The 17,567-nt window shown below is 66.2% G+C and carries 19 protein-coding genes; 15 read left to right on the top strand and 4 right to left on the bottom strand.

Annotation, left to right across the window (positions count from 1 at the left end):
* Positions 1-566 (top strand): DUF3274 domain-containing protein (locus LZ005_RS20945; RefSeq protein ID WP_237810459.1); only part of this gene is annotated, 566 nt, incomplete at its 5' end.
* A 58-nt stretch (positions 567-624) separates the two neighbouring features.
* A complete protein-coding gene (locus LZ005_RS20940; protein WP_237810458.1) occupies positions 625-1,137 on the top strand; it encodes a PAAR domain-containing protein in 513 nt (170 codons plus the stop codon).
* A gap of 116 nt (positions 1,138-1,253) precedes the next feature.
* Here LZ005_RS20940 and LZ005_RS20935 read toward each other — a convergent pair whose 3' ends face one another.
* The gene (locus tag LZ005_RS20935) at positions 1,254-1,637 is read right to left on the bottom strand and encodes a hypothetical protein (RefSeq protein WP_237810457.1); all 384 of its coding nucleotides are present in this window, start codon (positions 1,635-1,637) and stop codon (positions 1,254-1,256) included.
* Positions 1,638-1,651: 14 nt separating this feature from the next.
* On the opposite strand from LZ005_RS20935, the gene LZ005_RS20930 reads away from it, so the two are divergent.
* Positions 1,652-1,915 carry a hypothetical protein gene (locus tag LZ005_RS20930; protein WP_237810456.1) on the top strand — a complete coding sequence of 88 codons (264 nt, stop codon included), beginning with the start codon at positions 1,652-1,654 and terminating at the stop codon, positions 1,913-1,915.
* A gap of 12 nt (positions 1,916-1,927) precedes the next feature.
* Positions 1,928-2,398 (top strand): hypothetical protein, encoded by a 471-nt coding sequence (locus tag LZ005_RS20925; protein WP_237810455.1) that lies wholly within the window; start codon positions 1,928-1,930, stop codon positions 2,396-2,398.
* A gap of 28 nt (positions 2,399-2,426) precedes the next feature.
* Here LZ005_RS20925 and LZ005_RS20920 read toward each other — a convergent pair whose 3' ends face one another.
* Positions 2,427-2,909, bottom strand: coding sequence for a DUF3291 domain-containing protein (locus tag LZ005_RS20920; RefSeq protein WP_237810454.1), 483 nt, complete (start codon positions 2,907-2,909; stop codon positions 2,427-2,429).
* A 99-nt stretch (positions 2,910-3,008) separates the two neighbouring features.
* Between LZ005_RS20920 and LZ005_RS20915 the strand changes: the two genes are divergently transcribed.
* The 3 genes from LZ005_RS20915 (at position 3,009) to LZ005_RS20905 (ending at position 6,574) form a co-directional block, all read left to right on the top strand.
* On the top strand, positions 3,009-3,986 hold the full coding sequence (locus LZ005_RS20915; protein ID WP_237810453.1) for an alpha/beta hydrolase: 978 nt from the start codon (positions 3,009-3,011) through the stop codon (positions 3,984-3,986).
* Positions 3,987-4,052: 66 nt separating this feature from the next.
* The gene (locus LZ005_RS20910; RefSeq protein WP_237810452.1) at positions 4,053-5,408 is read left to right on the top strand and encodes a serine hydrolase; all 1,356 of its coding nucleotides are present in this window, start codon (positions 4,053-4,055) and stop codon (positions 5,406-5,408) included.
* A 203-nt stretch (positions 5,409-5,611) separates the two neighbouring features.
* Positions 5,612-6,574, top strand: a complete 963-nt coding sequence (locus LZ005_RS20905) for a hypothetical protein (protein WP_237810451.1) — start codon at positions 5,612-5,614, stop codon at positions 6,572-6,574.
* Between the two features lies 1 nt (position 6,575).
* On the opposite strand, the gene LZ005_RS20900 is transcribed toward LZ005_RS20905, so the two are convergent.
* On the bottom strand, positions 6,576-6,971 hold the full coding sequence (locus LZ005_RS20900; protein ID WP_237810450.1) for a VOC family protein: 396 nt from the start codon (positions 6,969-6,971) through the stop codon (positions 6,576-6,578).
* A 135-nt stretch (positions 6,972-7,106) separates the two neighbouring features.
* Here LZ005_RS20900 and LZ005_RS20895 point away from each other — a divergent pair, with 135 nt between their 5' ends.
* The 3 genes from LZ005_RS20895 to LZ005_RS20885 all read left to right on the top strand — a co-directional run bounded on the left by LZ005_RS20895 (position 7,107) and on the right by LZ005_RS20885 (position 9,923).
* Positions 7,107-7,712 carry a hypothetical protein gene (locus tag LZ005_RS20895; protein WP_237810449.1) on the top strand — a complete coding sequence of 202 codons (606 nt, stop codon included), beginning with the start codon at positions 7,107-7,109 and terminating at the stop codon, positions 7,710-7,712.
* Positions 7,713-7,803: 91 nt separating this feature from the next.
* Complete coding sequence (dgoD, locus tag LZ005_RS20890) at positions 7,804-8,952, top strand: galactonate dehydratase (protein ID WP_237810448.1); 1,149 nt, start codon at positions 7,804-7,806, stop codon at positions 8,950-8,952.
* Between the two features lie 41 nt (positions 8,953-8,993).
* Positions 8,994-9,923, top strand: a complete 930-nt coding sequence (locus tag LZ005_RS20885) for a LysR substrate-binding domain-containing protein (RefSeq protein ID WP_237810447.1) — start codon at positions 8,994-8,996, stop codon at positions 9,921-9,923.
* Between the two features lie 86 nt (positions 9,924-10,009).
* Here the strand turns inward: LZ005_RS20885 and LZ005_RS20880 are convergent, their stop codons facing one another.
* Positions 10,010-12,433, bottom strand: a complete 2,424-nt coding sequence (locus LZ005_RS20880; protein ID WP_237810446.1) for a beta-galactosidase — start codon at positions 12,431-12,433, stop codon at positions 10,010-10,012.
* Positions 12,434-12,600: 167 nt separating this feature from the next.
* Between LZ005_RS20880 and LZ005_RS20875 the strand changes: the two genes are divergently transcribed.
* From LZ005_RS20875 to LZ005_RS20855, 5 genes are all read left to right on the top strand, one after another.
* Positions 12,601-13,497: a 2-dehydro-3-deoxygalactonokinase gene (locus LZ005_RS20875; RefSeq protein ID WP_237810445.1), complete on the top strand. Its 897-nt coding sequence runs from the start codon at positions 12,601-12,603 to the stop codon at positions 13,495-13,497.
* A complete protein-coding gene (locus LZ005_RS20870; protein WP_237810444.1) occupies positions 13,487-14,104 on the top strand; it encodes a 2-dehydro-3-deoxy-6-phosphogalactonate aldolase in 618 nt (205 codons plus the stop codon). The genes LZ005_RS20875 and LZ005_RS20870 overlap by 11 nt, the downstream gene beginning before the upstream one ends.
* A complete protein-coding gene (locus tag LZ005_RS20865) occupies positions 14,098-14,961 on the top strand; it encodes an SMP-30/gluconolactonase/LRE family protein (protein WP_237810443.1) in 864 nt (287 codons plus the stop codon). Before LZ005_RS20870 ends, LZ005_RS20865 begins: the two co-directional genes overlap by 7 nt.
* An 80-nt stretch (positions 14,962-15,041) precedes the next feature.
* Complete coding sequence (locus tag LZ005_RS20860; RefSeq protein ID WP_237810442.1) at positions 15,042-15,809, top strand: SDR family NAD(P)-dependent oxidoreductase; 768 nt, start codon at positions 15,042-15,044, stop codon at positions 15,807-15,809.
* A 66-nt stretch (positions 15,810-15,875) separates the two neighbouring features.
* Positions 15,876-17,543: a sodium/solute symporter gene (locus LZ005_RS20855; protein WP_237810441.1), complete on the top strand. Its 1,668-nt coding sequence runs from the start codon at positions 15,876-15,878 to the stop codon at positions 17,541-17,543.
* The last annotated feature ends 24 nt before the right edge of the window (positions 17,544-17,567 follow it).

The raw sequence follows: 17,567 nt of genomic DNA, 5'->3' as shown, positions 1-17,567 counted from the left end.
AGGTAATCCCGGACAAGGTACTCGGATTATTCGGTGTCCAGAGCACACCGAAGGAGTCCGAGGCGGTGTGGATTAATGCGCCTCTCGTCCCGGTTCCTGCACTGATCAGCGAAGACTTCGAGAAGGGTACGGCCGTGTTTGACGGCAGCGATGGAGACGCTGAACAGCAAGACGAATTCGAAACCTACCTAAAGCATAGTGCCATTCGGAAGCGGGTCGCAAACGGTGGCGTGGGAATGGACATGGGGGGAGGCGGAAACGCTGACGAACGGTCCACCGAAATCCGGAAAATTGGCAAACGCCAGGTACCAAGTACGAACCATGGGCAAATCCTGACGTTTGGGTCGCTTGGTAAGCAAGCGCATCTCGTCGAAACGGTTCTCGCGTATGACCTCACTGTCGGTCAAGGCTACGCGTTCGGTGATGCCAGGTATTGGGACTACCTTCTGAAACTCGCCGATTGGACTGTGAGCGACCCGTATTACCTGACCGGAAAAATGTCAGATCCCGGACCTTGCCCGCCTGGCCTCGACACCTCGACGGTTTGGCCGTCGGTCGGTCCCTAATCCTTTGCAAGGTTTATCCCACGGCAGTTTCCCGCTGAAGTTCAATTTGGAGGGAGAAATGCGCAGGCACACCATCACTCTTGGAGCCAAAACGACAGCGGGCGGCAAGGTCATCGTCGCCTCAAGCAAGATTTCCATCAACGGAGTCGGAGTTGCGCTCGAAGGCGACGACGTATTTTGCCCGGCTTGCAAGGCGACGGGGAAGATTCGGGCGGACGGCCCTCGCCTCCCTGAAACTTTCAATGGCGCCACCGTTGCCCTTGAAGGGGACCTCTGCATGTGCGGTTGTCTGAAGCCGCCCCGTCTTATTGCGATCCAGGCCAAGCGGTCGCAAGACCTCGACACGGAGGAAGCCGTTGGATGGGATGGCGCCGCGACGATCAGAGCGGCCGACAAGGTTCGCGAGGATGCCTCTGGCGAAAAGGGAGACCCGGATAAAAGCCTTACTTTGCAGGCGGTCTTTGTGAGCGAGAAGACAGAACGTCCGCTTGAAGGGGCTCGATACGCTTCCGCAAACGCCGTCAAGGAAAGGACGGGCACTGCGGACTCACAGGGCCGCGGCGAGGTCTAGCCGAGGCCGGCGCAGGCCAACCGCGCTATTGGCGAAGTCGATGAAGGCCCAGATCTCAAAGCAGCGGTATCGCGGGCTGGGCTTTCATCACTTCGATCAATACTTCGCTTGCAAAGTCAGCAGGTCGCCCCAGCGATGCTTTTTCCGGTTCTGAGGTCCATGCCAAAGTGGCACGTGTAGGGTTTTCGTTTGTCCGGCAGGTATCGTGTGCAGCTCAGATCGCCTTTCTCGCGAATCCGCAGGTCCGCCGATGCACCGCATGCGTCCTTCGGATCGGGCCCGATGGAGTCAAACAGGCTTTCGGCGAGCGAGCCTTGGACCATGAACGATACTCGCTTGTCTATTTTCGTCGGAGGCGCCTTTTCATCGAGCGAATTCGAATAGATGAGGTGACTGCCGTCGAATTGCGAGTACGTTCCGTCCCAAGCCTTGTGCGCGGCAAGGGCGACACCAAACAGAAAAAGTCCGATAAGTGCGAAGGCTCCGACGTCACCCGGCACCAAATAACTTTCGGGTGCTGCCGCTGGTTGTCTTCGAGCAAGGTATTCGGCCTTATTCTGGCTTGGCCCAAGAAGAGGAAAAATTCGCCTGGCTTGTCATCAACGGTCTTATTGATCCAAATCCGGATGGATGGATCGCTCCGGGGATGGTGCGGTGTATTCTTGATCTCAGCTACGGCAAGACTTATGAGTTCACTGGAAGGGGCCCAGATGCCAACCGCAAAGACGAACTTGTGGATATAAGCTCTGACTATATACCCTGCCACAGCCATCCTTAGAAAAGTCTTGTGATGAAACTTACCCACCTGTCTTTGCTTCTAATCTGGCTATTTTCCTTGCCGGCGCCGCTCGTGCATGCGCAGCAAACCATCGACATCGAGGTCAAAGAGTCTGGCTTCGATCCCAAAGCGCGTATGCGTTCCTACAGCGCTGCTTGCAAGGAAACCATTTACGAGGTGCAGGTTTCCAAGGACGATAGGAGCGTTCGTCTGATCGTGCACGGCGCCACGACAACGCAGATCGATTTGCTATCAGCGCCGCTTGGTCGAGCGCTGCTCAACGAGGCCGTGCTAGGAGAAGTGAATTTTGGGTGTGGCCCCAATTGGGTAAATATTTATATCGTGGGAGTCGAATTGCAGAAACAGGCGCCGCCCGTTGGTTTCACGTCTTTGGTACGTTACGACAAAGGCAAGGGTATCCGCTGGCAGGAAGATTCGAAAAGCGATCTGGAACGTATAAACCGTCAGCTCCTGGATTATTAGGCATGAGGCCGCGTGCCTGCACGCTGAATTAGGCGTCGAGGCTCTGAGCGGCCGCGGGCGCGGGCGCGTCCGGCGGCGGGAAGGCGCTGCGGAAGGTGAAGGCCTGCGGCGATGGTCCTTGGGCCTGCAGCAGCGCCAGGCGCTCGGCGGCTTCGGCTGCGGTGGGGTGATGGCCAGCGGGCACCCACCAGAGAACGGCGTAGGCTTCGCCCATGCGCTCGAACCACTCGCGGCGGCGACGCATGATCTCCACGTGCGCGGAACGGAAGGCGAATTCGCTCAGCGATGCCACATCGCGCCAGACGGACATGTTGATCAGCACCTCGTCGCCGAAGGGGCGGATGGCGGTGGCGTCGCCGGCTTCGTCCTTCAAGCGCCAGACGAAGCCGGGCGACTGCTCGGCCAGCGCGTTGATGCGGTCGAGGTTGCCGACAAAATCGGCCATGGTGGGCGAGTCCAGCGGCGCCTTCATGGTGGCGATGTTGAGCTGGGCGAGCTGGAAGGCGGACACGTTGGCTCCTGGGTGGAATCGGCTGGACGCATCACCTTAGCACGTGCGCGCCGTTCCGGTGGCATACTCGTCGCTCCTTCGTTTCTGCTGGCCGCCTGCATGCGCATCGCTTCTCTCTTTGCTCTGATCCTGCTGTCCCACGCCTGCGCCCGGGCGGCGGAGTGTGTGGCCCCCGCGCCCGATCCCGCCAACACCTACGACGCGGCGCACACCTACGAGAAGCTGGTGCGCCAATATCCGTTCATCCGCACCGCCAGCGACGCGCTGCCGGACAGCGTGCGCGTAGTGGCCAATCAAACCTATGCGCAGCAGGGCACGCGCTGCCTGCAGCTGGACCTTTACCTGCCCAAGGCGCAAACGCCGCGCGCGCTCGTGGTCTTCGTGCATGGCGGCGGCTGGCGCTCGGGCTTTCGTGCGGAGTTTGTGCCGATGGCGCTGCGTCTGGCGGAGCGCGGCTATGCGGCGGCGACGCTGAGCTACCGGCTCGCGGGCGAGGCGCCCTATCCGGCGGCGGTGCAGGATGTGCGCGCCGCCGTGCGCTGGCTGCGCGCGCACGCTGCGCAGTTCGCACTCGACCCGCAACGCTTTGTGCTGGCCGGTGGTTCGGCCGGGGGGCAGATCGCCAGCCTGGCCGGGGTCAGCGGCGCGTCGGCGCGCTTCGATCCGGATGCTGCGCATAGTCCGGTGTCGAGCCAGGTCCAGGCGATCATCAACATCGACGGTCTGTCCGACTTTACCGATCCGGCCGCGCTGCAGTACGAGGACGATCCGAAGAAGACGCCGTCGGCCGCTGGCGCCTGGTTTGGCGGGCGCTATGCGGAGAAGGCGGCGCTGTGGGCGGAGGCCTCGCCGATCCGCTATGTCCATGCGGGCATGCCGCCGATCCTGTTCATCACCAGCGGCCAGCCGCGCTTTTCGGTCGGGATGGCGGGGATGCGCACGCAGATGCAGGCCGTCGGTGTCGAGAGCGAGGTGCTGGCCCTGGCCGATGCGCCGCATTCGTTCTGGCTGTTCGAGCCTTGGATCACGCCGGCCACCCAGGCCATGCTGGACTTCCTGCAGAAGCGCTGGCCCTGAACGTTTATACCGACATTACAAAATTCAGACATCGGCGCGCGGGCCTGCATGCTAGGCTCGCGATCTATGAAAATCCTCCTTTCCCTCATGCTGGCGGGCCTGAGCCTGGTGGCACGCGCCGACGTGGTCGACGACTACCTGCAGGCGCAAATGGCGCGCAACCATATCCCGGGCATGGCCGTGGCGGTGGTGCGCGCGGGCCGCATTGAAAAGCTGCAGACCTATGGCATGGCCAATCTGGAGTGGCAGCAGGCGGTTACGCCCGATACGGCCTTTCAGCTCGCGTCCACCACCAAGCCGCTGACCGGTTTGCTGGTAATGCGCCTGGTCCAGGCGGGCAAGCTCGATCTGCAGGCCAGCGTGCGGCGCTACCTGCCGCAGCTGCCGGAAGCCTGGCAGGCCGTCACCATCCGCCACCTGGCCGATCATTCCTCGGGCGTGCCTGACCATCTGCAGGCGGCGAGCGTGCAGGCCTACACCGAAGCGGCGGTGAAGAAGGGGCTGGACCACGCGCCGGGCGCGCGCGCCGATTACGGCATCGGCGGTTACATGGTGCTGCGCCAGATTATCGAGCAGGTGACGGGCAAGGACTTCGCCGTGGCCCTGCGCGAATGGGTGCTTGCTCCGCTCGACATGCAGGACAGCGCCTTCGATGGCGCGCTGGTGGAAGATGGCATGCTGCGCTCGCGCCAGGTGCGCCGGCGCGCCACCGTGTATGAGTGGGACGGCGCGGACCAGGCGAATTTCGTCTTCCCCTTCGGCCGCACGGGCATCGCCGCTGGTGGTCTGTTCTCCAGCATTCGCGATCTGAGCAAAATGGCGCAGGCCCTGGATGGCGATGCCTTCCTGCCGGCCGCGCTGAAGCAGGCGATGTGGACGCCCGCGCAGCTGGGCGACGGCCGCAACAACAGCTTCGCCGTCGGCTGGGCGCTGGCGCGGCTCGATGGCCGGCCCACGGTCGGCCACTCGGGCGGCCCGGCGCTGTCGGACTTTTTGCATCTGCCGCAGGAGCGCCTGAGCGTCATCGTGCTGACCAATGCGCAGAAGATGTACCCGTATCTGGCCCAGGGTGTGGCACGCCGCCTGCTGCCGCCGGCCACGGTGGAGCGCAAGGCGCTGCCCGATACGCGGCCCGAAGTGACGGCGCGCGTGCGTCAGATCATCGAGAAGGGCATGCGCGGCGAAGTGCAGGAGGACGCCTTTGCGGCGGACGCGCGCAAGAACTTCGTGCCGCCGATGCGCAACTTCCTGTTCCCGCTGCTGCAAGCGCTCGATCCGATCGAGGAATTCATGCTCATCGAGGAGCGGCCCAACGGCCCCAATCTCACGCGCCTGTATGCGGCCCGCCACGGCAAGGACTGGATCACCTGGGACTTCGGCATCGATCCGGACGGGCATGTGCTCGGCTTCGGCCCGCGCTGAGCGTCTCTGCTCAAGTAAAACTGCGCGGGGGTTTTGCAAAAGAATCGAGGCCCGGCGAGACACAAAATTGCCTGATGGCACATTTTGTGACAAGATGATCAACGACGCCGTCAGCGGGATCTGCATGCCCGCCGGCGTTGGTGGCGCGGACCGGATCGGCACTCGGTCTGCGCCGGATGATCATCCCATCTGGAAGGAAGCTCATGTCCTCGACTCTGTGCCGAGCCGCCTTTGCCGCGGCCTGTCTCGTCTCCACTTTGCCGGCCCATGCGCAAGCCTGGTCCATCAAGTTCACCGACTCTCCCGCAGTCTGCATCAGCCAGTCGCTTGCGTGGCGCACCGATAGCGCGCGCCCGGGCAAGCTGCAGCAGGAATACCTGGCCGCGCCGCAGGCGTTCGCGCCCTACTGGAAAAAGCGAACCGGGGTGTTCAGCGACTACGAGGCGATTCCGTTCGCCGACATCAAGGCGATCGGCGCGGCCGGAGTCGATCAGGTCAACCGCGGTGTGCGCCTGTACACGGCCACGCTGGCCGATGGCGCCAAGGTGGCGGGCGACGATAATTTCCAGAGCCTCTTTCTGTGCAAAGCGGGCAGCGAGAAATTTCTGAACCGTTGCATACCGGTGCACTACGTCAAGCTCGCCTGTATCGATGAGAAAGAGGGCACGGAGGAGACGGTCTACCTGAACTTCGACCACAACGGTAATGGCGTGCGTCCGCGTGACGGGCAGGTCCGCTATCCGGCCGAGATCGCCCTCCTGAGTGCCGAACAGGCGGCGCCCGCCCTGGCCCGCTTCGAGCAGGCCAAGGCCAGCCTGCCCATGCGGCGGGTGGCGCAGGAGGCTTTGCGCAAGGAGGCCGAACGGCGCGAGGCATTGCAGCGGCAAGCAGCCCAGCAGGAGGCAAATCGCGAGCGCAAGCAGGTGATCGAGCGCTCACCGCCAGGCACGCAGATGCTGTGCGAGTCCAGTCCCGACTGGCTGGTGGCGCCAGGGCAGTCCCTCAGCACGGTGCTGTTCCGCTGCGACCTGATGCGCGAGCCCGCCACGCTGCGCGAGCTGCTCGATCACGCTTGGGAGGTCAGCGGCGAATCGCGCCAGCCGGTGCAGACCATGACAGGCGCCACCGCCTATCAGGTCTCGCTGCGCCTGAAGAAGCAGCGCTAGCTCACGGCACGGCCATGTAGACCAGCTCCCACACGTGGCCGTCCAGGTCTTCGAAGGCGTGGCCGTACATGAAGCCGTGATCCTGCGGCGGACGCGGAATGCGGCCGCCGGCGGCGACGGCCTTGGCCACCAGCGTGTCGACTTCTTCCCGGCTGTCGCAGCTGAAGCAGACCAGCACCTCGGTGCTCTGGCGCGCATCGACGATGGTCTTGCTGGTGAAGGTCTGGAAGAAGGCCTCGGTCAGCAGCATCACGTGGATGCTGCCTTCCTGGACCACCATGCAGGCCCCGTGCTCATTGGTGAACTGGGGATTGAACTGGTAGCCCAGGGCCTGGAAGAAGGCCTTGGATTTGTCCAAGTCCTTGACCGCCAGATTGATGAAGATTTGCTTGTTCATGCGGGGGCCTTTCCGGAAGGGGAGGGCGCCCATTATGCCCCGAAGCGGACCGGACACAATTGAAAAAATTGGCAGGCTCATCCTGTGAGCCTGCGGGCTGGTGAAATGCTCCCATCGACACCAAGGAGAACCGCCATGACCCAGATCGTCCCGCCGACCCCGTTCCACGCCATCGCCCGCCGCGCCGCATCCTACGAATTTTGCGCCGGTCCGGCGCGCCGCGCGGCCGTCAACATCCTGCTCGATACGGCGCGCCAGCGCGGCGTGCATATGGTGCGCATCCAGTTCCGCAGCGGCTTGCTGTGCTGCGTGCGCGTGCTCGGTCCGGCCCTGCTGTCGCGCGAAGCCGTCGCCGTCATGGCCAGTGCGCTGCAGCCCAAATACGGCTCGCCCGAGTCGACCCTCAGCTACGCCCACGTGGAGCAGGCCGCCGCGCGCGCCCTGCATAGCCTGACCGGTTTTCGCTTCACGGTCAGCATCCTGCATAACGCGCTGCTGGACGCCAGCACCGATCTGCCGTCCCAGCATATCAGCCGCTTTCTGCGTGCCGCCCCGCGCGCCGGCATCGCGCGCAGCTGCCTGGCGCCGGAGGTGATGGCCTATCTCGATACGCTGCCCCGGCGCGAGCGCCATATCGCCCACTACAACCGGCTGCTGGCCGGCACGCCGCAGGCCAGCAAGAACCGTCTGAGCCTGTTGCGGGTGCTGCCTTTTCTGCAGAAGGCCCTGAGCGCACACTGAGAATTGGCATACGAGCGGCGCAAATTCGTATATTTCGGCCGCGGGTGGGGCGGCTAGACTGGCGCCATTCGCTGTTTGTCCCCTGCCTGCCATGAAAATCACCAAAATCAGCACCTACCGCGTGCCGCCGCGCTGGATGTTCCTCAAAATCGAGACCGACGAGGGCATCGTCGGCTGGGGCGAGCCGGTGATCGAAGGGCGCGCGCGCACGGTGGAGGCGGCCGTGCACGAACTGGCCGACTACATCATCGGCCAGGATCCGCGCCGCATCAACGATCTGTGGCAGACCATGTACCGCGGTGGCTTCTACCGCGGCGGCGCCGTCTTCATGAGCGCCATCGCCGGGATCGACCAGGCCCTGTGGGACATCAAGGGCAAGGCGCTGGGCGTGCCCGTGTATGAGCTGCTCGGCGGCCTGGTGCGCGACCGCATGAAGATCTACAGCTGGGTGGGCGGCGACCGCCCGGCCGATGTCATCGCCGGCATGCACACGCTGCGCGAGATCGGCATCCACACCTTCAAGATGAACGGCACCGAGGAACTAGGCATGCTCGACACGGCTGCCAAGATCGATGCGGCGGTGGCGCGCGTGGCCGAGATTCGCGAGGCCTTTGGCACGAGAGTGGAATTCGGGATCGACTTCCACGGGCGGGTGGCGGCGCCGATGGCCAAGCCGCTGCTGCGCGCACTGGAGCCGTATCGGCCGCTGTTCGTGGAGGAGCCGGTGCTGGCCGAGCAGGCCGAGTACTACCGCCGCCTGGCCGACATGACCTCGATTCCGCTGGCCGCCGGTGAGCGCATGTACTCGCGCTTCGAATTCAAGCGCGTGTTCGAGGAGGGCGGCCTGAATATCGTCCAGCCCGACCTGTCGCATGCGGGCGGCATCACCGAATGCGTGAAGATCGCGGCCATGGCCGAGGCCTATGACATCGGCCTGGCGCCCCATTGTCCGCTCGGACCGGTGGCGCTGGCGGCCTGCCTGCAGGTGGACTTCGTCGCCTACAACGCCGTGCTGCAGGAGCAGAGCATGGGCATCCACTACAACCAGGGCGCCGAGCTGCTCGACTACCTGCACAACCGCGAAGACTTCCGCATCGTCGACGGCCATATCGCGGCCCTGCCCAAGCCGGGCCTTGGGGTCGAGGTCAACGAGGAAGCCGTGATCGCCGCCAGCGCGCGTGCCACCGACTGGCGCAATCCGGTCTGGCGCCACGCCGATGGCAGCGTGGCGGAGTGGTAGCGCGTCTTGGTTTATGATCTGGAATCTTTCCGGATTCCAAGATGACCGATCCCGCCACCAAGCGTTTCATCCGTTCCCACCTCAAGGTCAGGCACCTGAGCCTGCTGGTGGAACTCGGCCGGCACGGCTCGATCGCCCATGCGGCCGAGGCGGCCGGGCTGACCCAGCCGGCGGCGTCCAAGCTGCTCGGCGAGCTCGAATACGTGCTCGAGGTGCCGCTGTTCCAGCGCCTGCCGCGCGGGGTCGAGCCGACCGAGTACGGGCGCATCATGATCCGCCGCGCCGGCGCCGCTCTGGCCGAGATGGAGGCGGCGCACGAGGAGATCCTGCAGGGCATGGCCGGCATTGGCGGACGCGTGCGCGTGGGCGCCGTGCTCACGCCCTCGGCGCGGCTGCTGCCGGCGGCGGTGCAGCTGCTCAAGCAGCGCAATGCGCGGATTCAGGTGACGGCCACGGTGGACACCAGCAAGGCCCTGGTCGAGCAGCTGCGGGCGGGCGAGCTCGACATCGTGATCGGGCGCATTCTCGACCCCGAAGTGGCGCCCGAGCTGCAATTCGAACCGATCACCGACGAGCCGCACAGCCTGATCGTGCGGGGCGGCCATCCCTGGCTGCAGCGGCCCGAGCTCAGCGTGGCCGAGCTGGCGCGCGCCAGCTGGATATTGCCGCCGCCGGGCCTGTTGCGCGAACGCCTGCTGGCGCTGTTCCTCAGCCACGGGGTCGAGCCGCCGAGCGATGTCTTCGAGACCATGGCGCTGTCGATGATCCCCGGCTTGCTGATGAGCAGCGAGCGCGTGGTGGCCTTGCCGCCCGATCTCGTGCGCCCCTACCTGGACAGCGGCAGCCTGGCCGAGCTCCCGGTTGAGCTTGGCATCAAGACCGACGTCTACGGCATCATCACACGCCGCCAGCACCGCCTCGCCCCGGCCGGCCAGGCCATGCTGCAAGCCCTGCGCGACACCAAATCTTGAACGGGGTCAGGTCCGGCAATCGGACATGGGGGAACTTTCGCCATCGGCGAAAGTTCCCCCATGTCCGATTGCCGGACCTGACCCCGTTAGGGGATGCGCAGTTGGTAGCGCGGGAGCAGGCGGACGCTGCGCAGCTGGGCGGTCTGGCTCTGGCCGGCGAAGTCGGGACGGGCGCGGTCGGGCAGGTAGATGGGGGCGTCGGCGCGCAGTGGTAGCACGCTGAGCTCGTAGCTGCGCGCGCGGCCGCTGGCGATCGCGATCTGCCAGCGCTGGCCGTTGTAGTACCAGTCGTCGCGCAGGTGCTTGTCTTCGTACAGGCGTGCCATGTCGCCTTCGAAATCGATCTCGAGCAGGGCTTCGCCTGCGGTCGCGCCGTGCTCGATGCGCCAAGCGGCGGCGCGGCTCCAGGTCTCGGGCGTGGGCTGCAGCGCGGCTTTGGCGGGGCCGCCGATGGCGATCGGGGGCACGCTTTGCGCGCTCTGCAGCGCGCTGGTGTGGACCGGTAGGCTGCGCTCGGGCGCGCTGGCGCTGATGCGCTCGAAGATGCCGTCCGCACTGCGCGTCAGCGGCAGGCTGGCCTTGGCGCCAGCCGCCAGGGCGGGGTAGATGGCGGCGCTGAGCTGGGGCTGGCCGTGGGTTTCGAGCAGCAGCGCGCCGTGCTCGAACCAGGCGGCGGCTTCGCTCAGCACTAGGCGGCGTTGGCCCCGCAGCGTGCCGATCGTGAGCTGGCGCGCCTGCGCGGCGCTCAGCAAGAGGATGCGCACCGGGCGTTGGCCGGGACAGGTGACGGTGAGCGCGATCTCGAGGCTGGGCTGCAGGCCGTGCACGAGGGCCTGGGTGCTGTCGCTTTGCTGCTGGCCGTGCGCTGTGTGGATGCAGGCGCTGTACTCGGGCGCGAAGGCGAATTCGGGGGCGATCCCGTCCTGGCTGCTGAACACGTACAGGCTGCCGCGCTGGCCTTCGTTGAGGCGGGCGATCGGCTGGACGCTGGCGTAGCGCAGGCGCACGCCGTCGAGCTGCATCTGCACGGGCCAGATGAAGTAGCTGCCGCCGGGGATGTCGACCGGTGCGCTGGGCAGGCTCACGCTGCCCTCGGCCAGATCGACCTGGAAGCGCACGCCCTGCAGCGCGGGCAGCGGATGCTGGCGCACATGGCTGTTGAAGAACAGGTAGGCGCTGTGGCCGTCGCTGCGGGCGGCGTAGCGTGGGGTGCTCAGGTCGCGGTGGTCGCTCGGGGTCTGCGCGGGCCGGGCCACGCTCAATGGTGCGAGCCGGTCGCCGAAGTCGTTCAGAAAATAATGGAGGGGCCGCAGGTGGCCGAGCACGGGGCGCTGCTGGCCGTCGGGGCCGAGCGGGGCCTGGAAGTCGTAGTTGATGGCGGGGGTGTCGTTGTAGCCGCCGCTGCGGGTGCTCTCTTCCATGCTGGTGAGGCCGTGCATGGGATTGCGCCCGCCATGGAACATGTAGTAGCCAAGCAGGTTGAGGCCGGAGCCGAGCTGCACGGGCAGCATGGCGGCCACGTCTTCGGGCGCCAGCAGGGTGCGGCGGCGGTACATGGCGGGCAGGCCGGCGCCATACTCGGCGCCGAGGAAGGGCGTGCGCGCGCTGTCGGTTTCGGCCGTGCCCTGGCGGCCGCCCTTGGTCTGGGCGCCGAGGTCGCCGCTGACGCGGGTGCCGAAGCGGAAGGCGTAGCTCTCCTTGGGGCCGAGGGCCTTGCTGCTGGCGGCCCAGGGTTCGTCGGGATAGCTGCCGAAGACGGGTGTCACTTCGCCGCTCGGGTAGAGGGTCTGGTCCCAGCCGGTCACGGTGTAGTAGGGCACGTCGAGGCCGGCGGCGCGCACCAGGCTTTTCAGCGTACGGATGTGGCCCGCACCCTGGCCGGCGCCGCCGAGGTTGTATTCGTTTTCGAGCTGGACGCCGATCACGGGGCCGCCGTCCTTCCAGAGCAGGCCGCGCACTTGCTGGCCGATCGCGTTGAAGAAGTGCGCGACTTCGGCCAGGTAGCGCGGATCGTCGCGCCGTGTCGGCAGGCGCTCGACAATCCAGTCGGGCAGGCCGCCGTAGCGCACTTCGGCGTGGACCCAGGGGCCGACGCGCAGGAAGACCTGCAGTCCGGCCGCGTGGGCCAGCCGGACGAAGCGGCGCAGGTCGTTCTGGCCGTCCCAGTGCAGGGGCCCGGGCTGGGGCGCGTGGTGGTTCCAGATGATGTAGGTGGCCACGATGTCGACGCCAGCGGCCTTCATCTTGTGCAGTTCGGCCGCCCAGCGCGCCGGCGCCACGCGCGAGTAGTGCAGCTCGCCCATCACGGGCAGCCAGGGCTGGCCGTCGCGGCGCAGGTAGCGGCTGTTGATGCCGAGACTGTGGCCGCCGGGCGCCTGGCTGCTGCCAGTGGCGATGCCGCCTTCGAGCGGCGCGGGTGCGGGCTGGCTGGCGTCCACGCGCAGCAGGGTTTCGGCCTGCACGGCCAGGGGCAGGGCGCACAGGCCCAGCATCAGGGAACGGAGCTTCATGCGGCGAGTATAGGCAGGGCGCTGCGGCGCGCGCCAATGCCGTTTTTCGCTTTCGCTATGCGCGTGCGGCATGTGGACGCAATTTGGCATGGCGCGCGCCAAATCCGATATACCTCGCGCGCGCAGCGGCGGCGTAGGATGGCAGTCTGGATTTCCTCTTTCTTGCTATGTCTGACGTTTATCTTGGTATCGATTGGGGCACGACCAACCGGCGTGCCTATCTGATGTCCGCCAGCGGCACCTGTCTGCGCGTGCTCGAAGACGGCGGCGGCATGCAGGCCGAGCGCGGGCGCTTTGCGCAGTCGCTGGCCGAACTGCTGCAACGGCTCGATCTGGACCCGGCCACGCCGGTCATCATGTCGGGCATGGTGGGCAGCGCCCAGGGCTGGCAGGAGGTCGCCTACCTCGATCCGGGCCAGCCGCTGACGGCGCTGGCGCGCCAGCTGGTGCCGATCCAGGGCGAGGCGCGGCGCTGGATCGTGCCTGGCTTTTGTCAGCGCGCCGGCAGCATCGACGTGATGCGCGGCGAGGAGACCCAGCTACTGGGCCTGCAGCTGCGCGAGGCCTGCGACGGCTGGGTGATTTTGCCGGGCACGCACAGCAAGTGGGTGTATCTGGAAGGCGGCTATCTGGGCCGCTGGTCAACATTCATGACGGGCGAGTGGTTCTCGCTGTTCGGCCAGTACGGCACCCTGGCCGCGCTGATGGCGGCGGGCGCCGACGATGCGGCCAGCTTTGCCGATGGTCTGGCCATGGCGCGCAAGCGTGAGCCTTTGAGCCATGCGCTGTTCACCGTGCGTGCGGCGGTCGTCAGCCAGAGCCTGCCGGCGGCCAGCGCGCGTGACCTGATCAGCGGCCTGCTGATCGGCGCGGAATTCTGCGCGATGGAAGACAGCGATCTGCCGCCGGGCACCCTGCGCCTGCTTGGTTCTCCGGCCCTGACTGCGCGTTATGCCGAGGCGGCCCAAGCCTTCGGTCTGCAGGTGGCCAGTGCCGATGCCCAGGCCTGCTACCTGGCGGCCCTGCATCAGCTGTATCTGGAAGGAGTGCGTTATGCCGTTTGATCTGCCTGCGCTGCCCTTGGTGGCCATTCTGCGTGGCCTCGCACCCGAACGGGCGGCCGCGGTTGGCGCGGTGCTGTTCGAGGCTGGCTTTCGTCTGCTGGAAGTGCCGCTCAACCGCCCCGGTGCGCTGGAGGCCATCGCCACGCTGGTGCGCCTGGCCCCGCCGGACGCCATCATCGGCGGCGGCACCATGCTGTGCGAGGCCGATGTCGATGCCGTCGCCGCCGCCGGCGGGCGCCTGTTCGTGGCGCCGAATATGCAGCCGGGCGTCATCGCGCATGCGGCGCGGGCGGGCATGTTCTGCGCGCCCGGTGTGGCCACGCCCACCGAGGCCTTTGCGGCCCTGGCCGCGGGCGCGCATGCGCTCAAGCTCTTCCCCGGCGAGATGATCGGCCCGGCCGGGCTGAAGGCGATGAAGGCGGTGTTGCCGCCGTCCACGCTGCTGTGGCCCGTGGGCGGAGTGGAGCCCGCCAATATGGGCGCCTGGCGCAAGGCTGGCGCCACCGGTTTTGGCCTGGGCAGTGCGCTGTTCACGCCCGAAACCGCGCTGGACGAGCTGCGCACCCGCGCTGCCGCCTGTGTGGCGGCCTGGGAGGCTGCATGCTGAGCCTGCAGGCGCAGTGCGTGCTGCCGCTCGGCGCGACGCTCGGCGAGGGGCCGCTGTGGCAGCCGGAGTTGCAGCGCCTGCTGTTCGTCGATATCAAGGGCCAGCGCCTGCATGCCTACACGCCGGCCGATGGCGCCCACCAGACCTGGGACTTCCCCGACTATGTGTGCTGGGTCGCGCCGCGCAGTGATGGCGATGGTCTGATGCTGGGCCTGCGCCGCGCCGTGGCGCGCCTGTGGCTGGAAGCGGTGCCGCGCTGGCAGCTGCTCGATCTGCCGCTCGCGCTCGCGCCCGATGTGCGCCTGAACGACGCCAAGGTGCATCCTGACGGCAGCCTGTGGTTCGGCTCGATGAACAACCGCGATGTGCAGCGTGCCGATGGCCGTCTGTTCCAGCTGCGCGCGGGCCAGCTGCACGAACATGCGCGCGACATCCATATCTGCAATGGCCCGGCCTTCAGTCCCGATGGGCGGGTGATGTTCCATAACGATAGCCTGCGCGGCCGCACCGACCGGTTTGTGCTGCCCGACGGCGCGCCTCAGCTGTGGCGCCAGTGCGGGCCGGACGATGGCTCGCCCGACGGGATGACGGTCGACAGCGCGGGCCAGCTGTGGGTGGCCTACTGGGGCGCGGGCTGCGTGCTCTGCCATGGGCCGGATGGGGCGGTGCGGGCGCGCGTGGACTTGCCGGTGTCGCAGCCCAGCTCGGTGGCCTTTGGCGGACCGGACCTGCGTACCTTATTCATCACCTCGGCGACCGAGGGACTGGCCACGCCGGAACCGCTGGCCGGCGGCCTGTTCGCCGTGCGCGTCGAGGTGCCGGGCCTGCCGGCGGCGACGTATCACGATTTCGCATAGCGCTGCCGGGAATTGCTATCGTTCTGGAAATTGCATGCCGCGTAGAATGTTGATCAGTTAATCGATCAAGGAAGCGCCGCATGTCCACCCCTGTTGCCATCTATCCTGGCCTGGCCGGCAAGGTCGCCTTTGTCAGCGGAGGCGCGACCGGCATTGGCGCGGCCATCGTGGAAAAGCTGCACGCCCAGGGCTGCCGCGTGGCCTTCGTCGACATCGATGCGCGCAGCGCCGAACAGCTGTGCGCGCGCCTGGCCGCGCAGGGTCCGGCGCCGCTGTTCATCGCCTGCGACCTGTGCGACCTGGAGGCGCTGCAGGCGGCGATCGCCACGGTGGCGGCGCGTTGGGGCGCCATCGATGTGCTGGTGAATAACGCGGCCCACGACGAGCGTCATGCGATCGAGGCGGTGACGCCAGCCTACTTCCAGAGCCGCATCGACGTGAATCTGCGCCACTACTTCTTCGCGGCCCAGGCCGTGCTGCCCGGCATGCAGCAGAAGAGAGCCGGGTCGATCATCAACTTCAGCTCGATCAGTTACAAGATCAAGGCCGGCAACTACCCGCTTTATGCGATGTGCAAGGCCGCCGCCCATGGGCTGACGCGCAGCATGGCGCGCGATATCGGCCAGCACGGCGTGCGCGTCAACACGGTGACGCCGGGCTGGGTGATGACCGAACGTCAGCTGGCTCTGCATGTGGACGCCGCAGGCGAGGCCGAGATCGCCCGCAACCAATGCCTGCCGGGCCAACTGCTGCCCGGCGATCTGGCCGACATGGTGCTGTTCCTGGCGTCCGATGCCAGCCGCATGTGCACGGCCCAGGAATTCGTCGTCGACGCTGGCTGGACCTGATCAGCGCGCTGATTATTTCCGAGCGCCGGTGGAGACCCGGCGCCTTCCTTGATAAAAATAGAAACCATGCACACCTTTACCGCGCTCGACGCCTTCGTCTTCCTTTTCTATTTTGTGATCGTGGCCAGCTACGGCTGGTACGTGTACAAGCGCAAGCGCGGCCACGGCAGTTCCGCCTCGCATGACTATTTCCTGGCGGAGGGCTCGCTGACCTGGTGGGCGATTGGCGCCTCGGTCATCGCCTCGAATATCTCGGCCGAGCAGTTCATCGGCATGAGCGGGTCCGGCTTTACGATGGGCATGGCGGTGGCCAGCTATGAGTGGCTGGGCGCGGCCTCGCTGCTGCTGGTGGCGGTGTTCTTCATGCCGGTCTATCTGCGCAACAAGATCTACACAATGCCGCAGTTTCTGCACGAGCGCTACAACGGCACCGTGGCGATGATCATGGCCGTGTTCTGGCTGCTGCTGTATGTGGTGGTGAACCTGACCTCGATCCTGTACCTGGGCGCGCTGGCCATCAGCAGTATCGGCGGCTTTCCGATTCTGGCCTGCATGCTGGTGCTGGCGGTGTCGGCCGTGTTCATCACCCTCGGCGGGATGAAGGTGATCGGCTATACCGATGTGATCCAGGTGGCCTGTCTGGTGCTGGGCGGCCTGGTGACGACCTGGCTGGCGCTCGACATGGTGGCCGGCCTCGACGGCGGCAGCGGCGTGCTGCACGGCCTGAAGGTGCTGGGCCAGCAGGCGCCCGAGCATTTCAACATGATCTTCAAGCAGAGCGACGCCTTCTACATGGATCTGCCGGGCCTGTCCGTGCTGCTCGGTGGCATGTGGATCGTCAATCTCAATTACTGGGGCTGCAACCAGTACATCACCCAGCGCGCGCTCGGCGCGGACCTGCCGACGGCGCGCGCCGGCCTGCTGTGCGCAGCCTTCCTGAAGATGCTGATGCCGGTGATCGTGGTGCTGCCGGGCATCGCCGCGTATGTGCTGCATCAGCATGGGGCGTTTGGCGGCGCGCTGCTGCAGGGCGGCGAGCTGAATCCGGACCGCGCCTATCCGACCCTGCTGAATCTGCTGCCGGCCGGCCTCAAGGGCGTGGCCTTTGCGGCCCTGTCGGCGGCCGTGGTCGCTTCGCTGGCGGGCAAGGCCAACAGCATTGCCACCATCTTCACGCTCGACGTCTATCAGAAGGCGATCCGGCGCGATGCCAGCGAGGCGCGCCTGGTCTGGATCGGGCGCGTGTCGGTGGTGGTCGCCATGGCCCTGGCCGTGCTGATCGCGCCGATGATGGGCATCGACAAGAAAGGTGGCTTCCAGTACATCCAGGAATACACGGGCTTTGTGTCGCCTGGCATCTTTGCGATGTTTATCCTCGGCTTCTTCTGGAAGCGTACGACGGCGGGCGCCGCCCTGTTCGCCACGATTGGCGGCTTCCTGATGTCGATTCTGCTGAAGTTCCTGCCGGCCATGGTGAACCTGGCCTTCCTCGCGCCGCTCGGTTTTGCCAAGGCGAACGCGGCTGGCGTGTATGAGATGCCCTTCATCGACCGCATGGGCTTTGTGTTCCTGTTCTGCGTGGCGGGCATGGTGGCGCTCAGCCTGGCCGCACCGGCGCGCGCCGGCCGTGCCATGGTGGTGGAGGCGCAGATGTTCCGCGTGTCCGCGCGTTTCCTTGCGGGCAGCCTGATCATTGTGGGCATGCTGGTCGCCCTCTACGCCGCCTGGTGGTAAGGCGCGGCTGCGCCACCGCAAATC

The organism is Massilia sp. TS11 (assembly GCF_022012445.1).
Taxonomy (GTDB): Bacteria; Pseudomonadota; Gammaproteobacteria; order Burkholderiales; family Burkholderiaceae_D; genus Telluria.
This window is presented reverse-complemented; position numbering and strand designations above follow the sequence as displayed.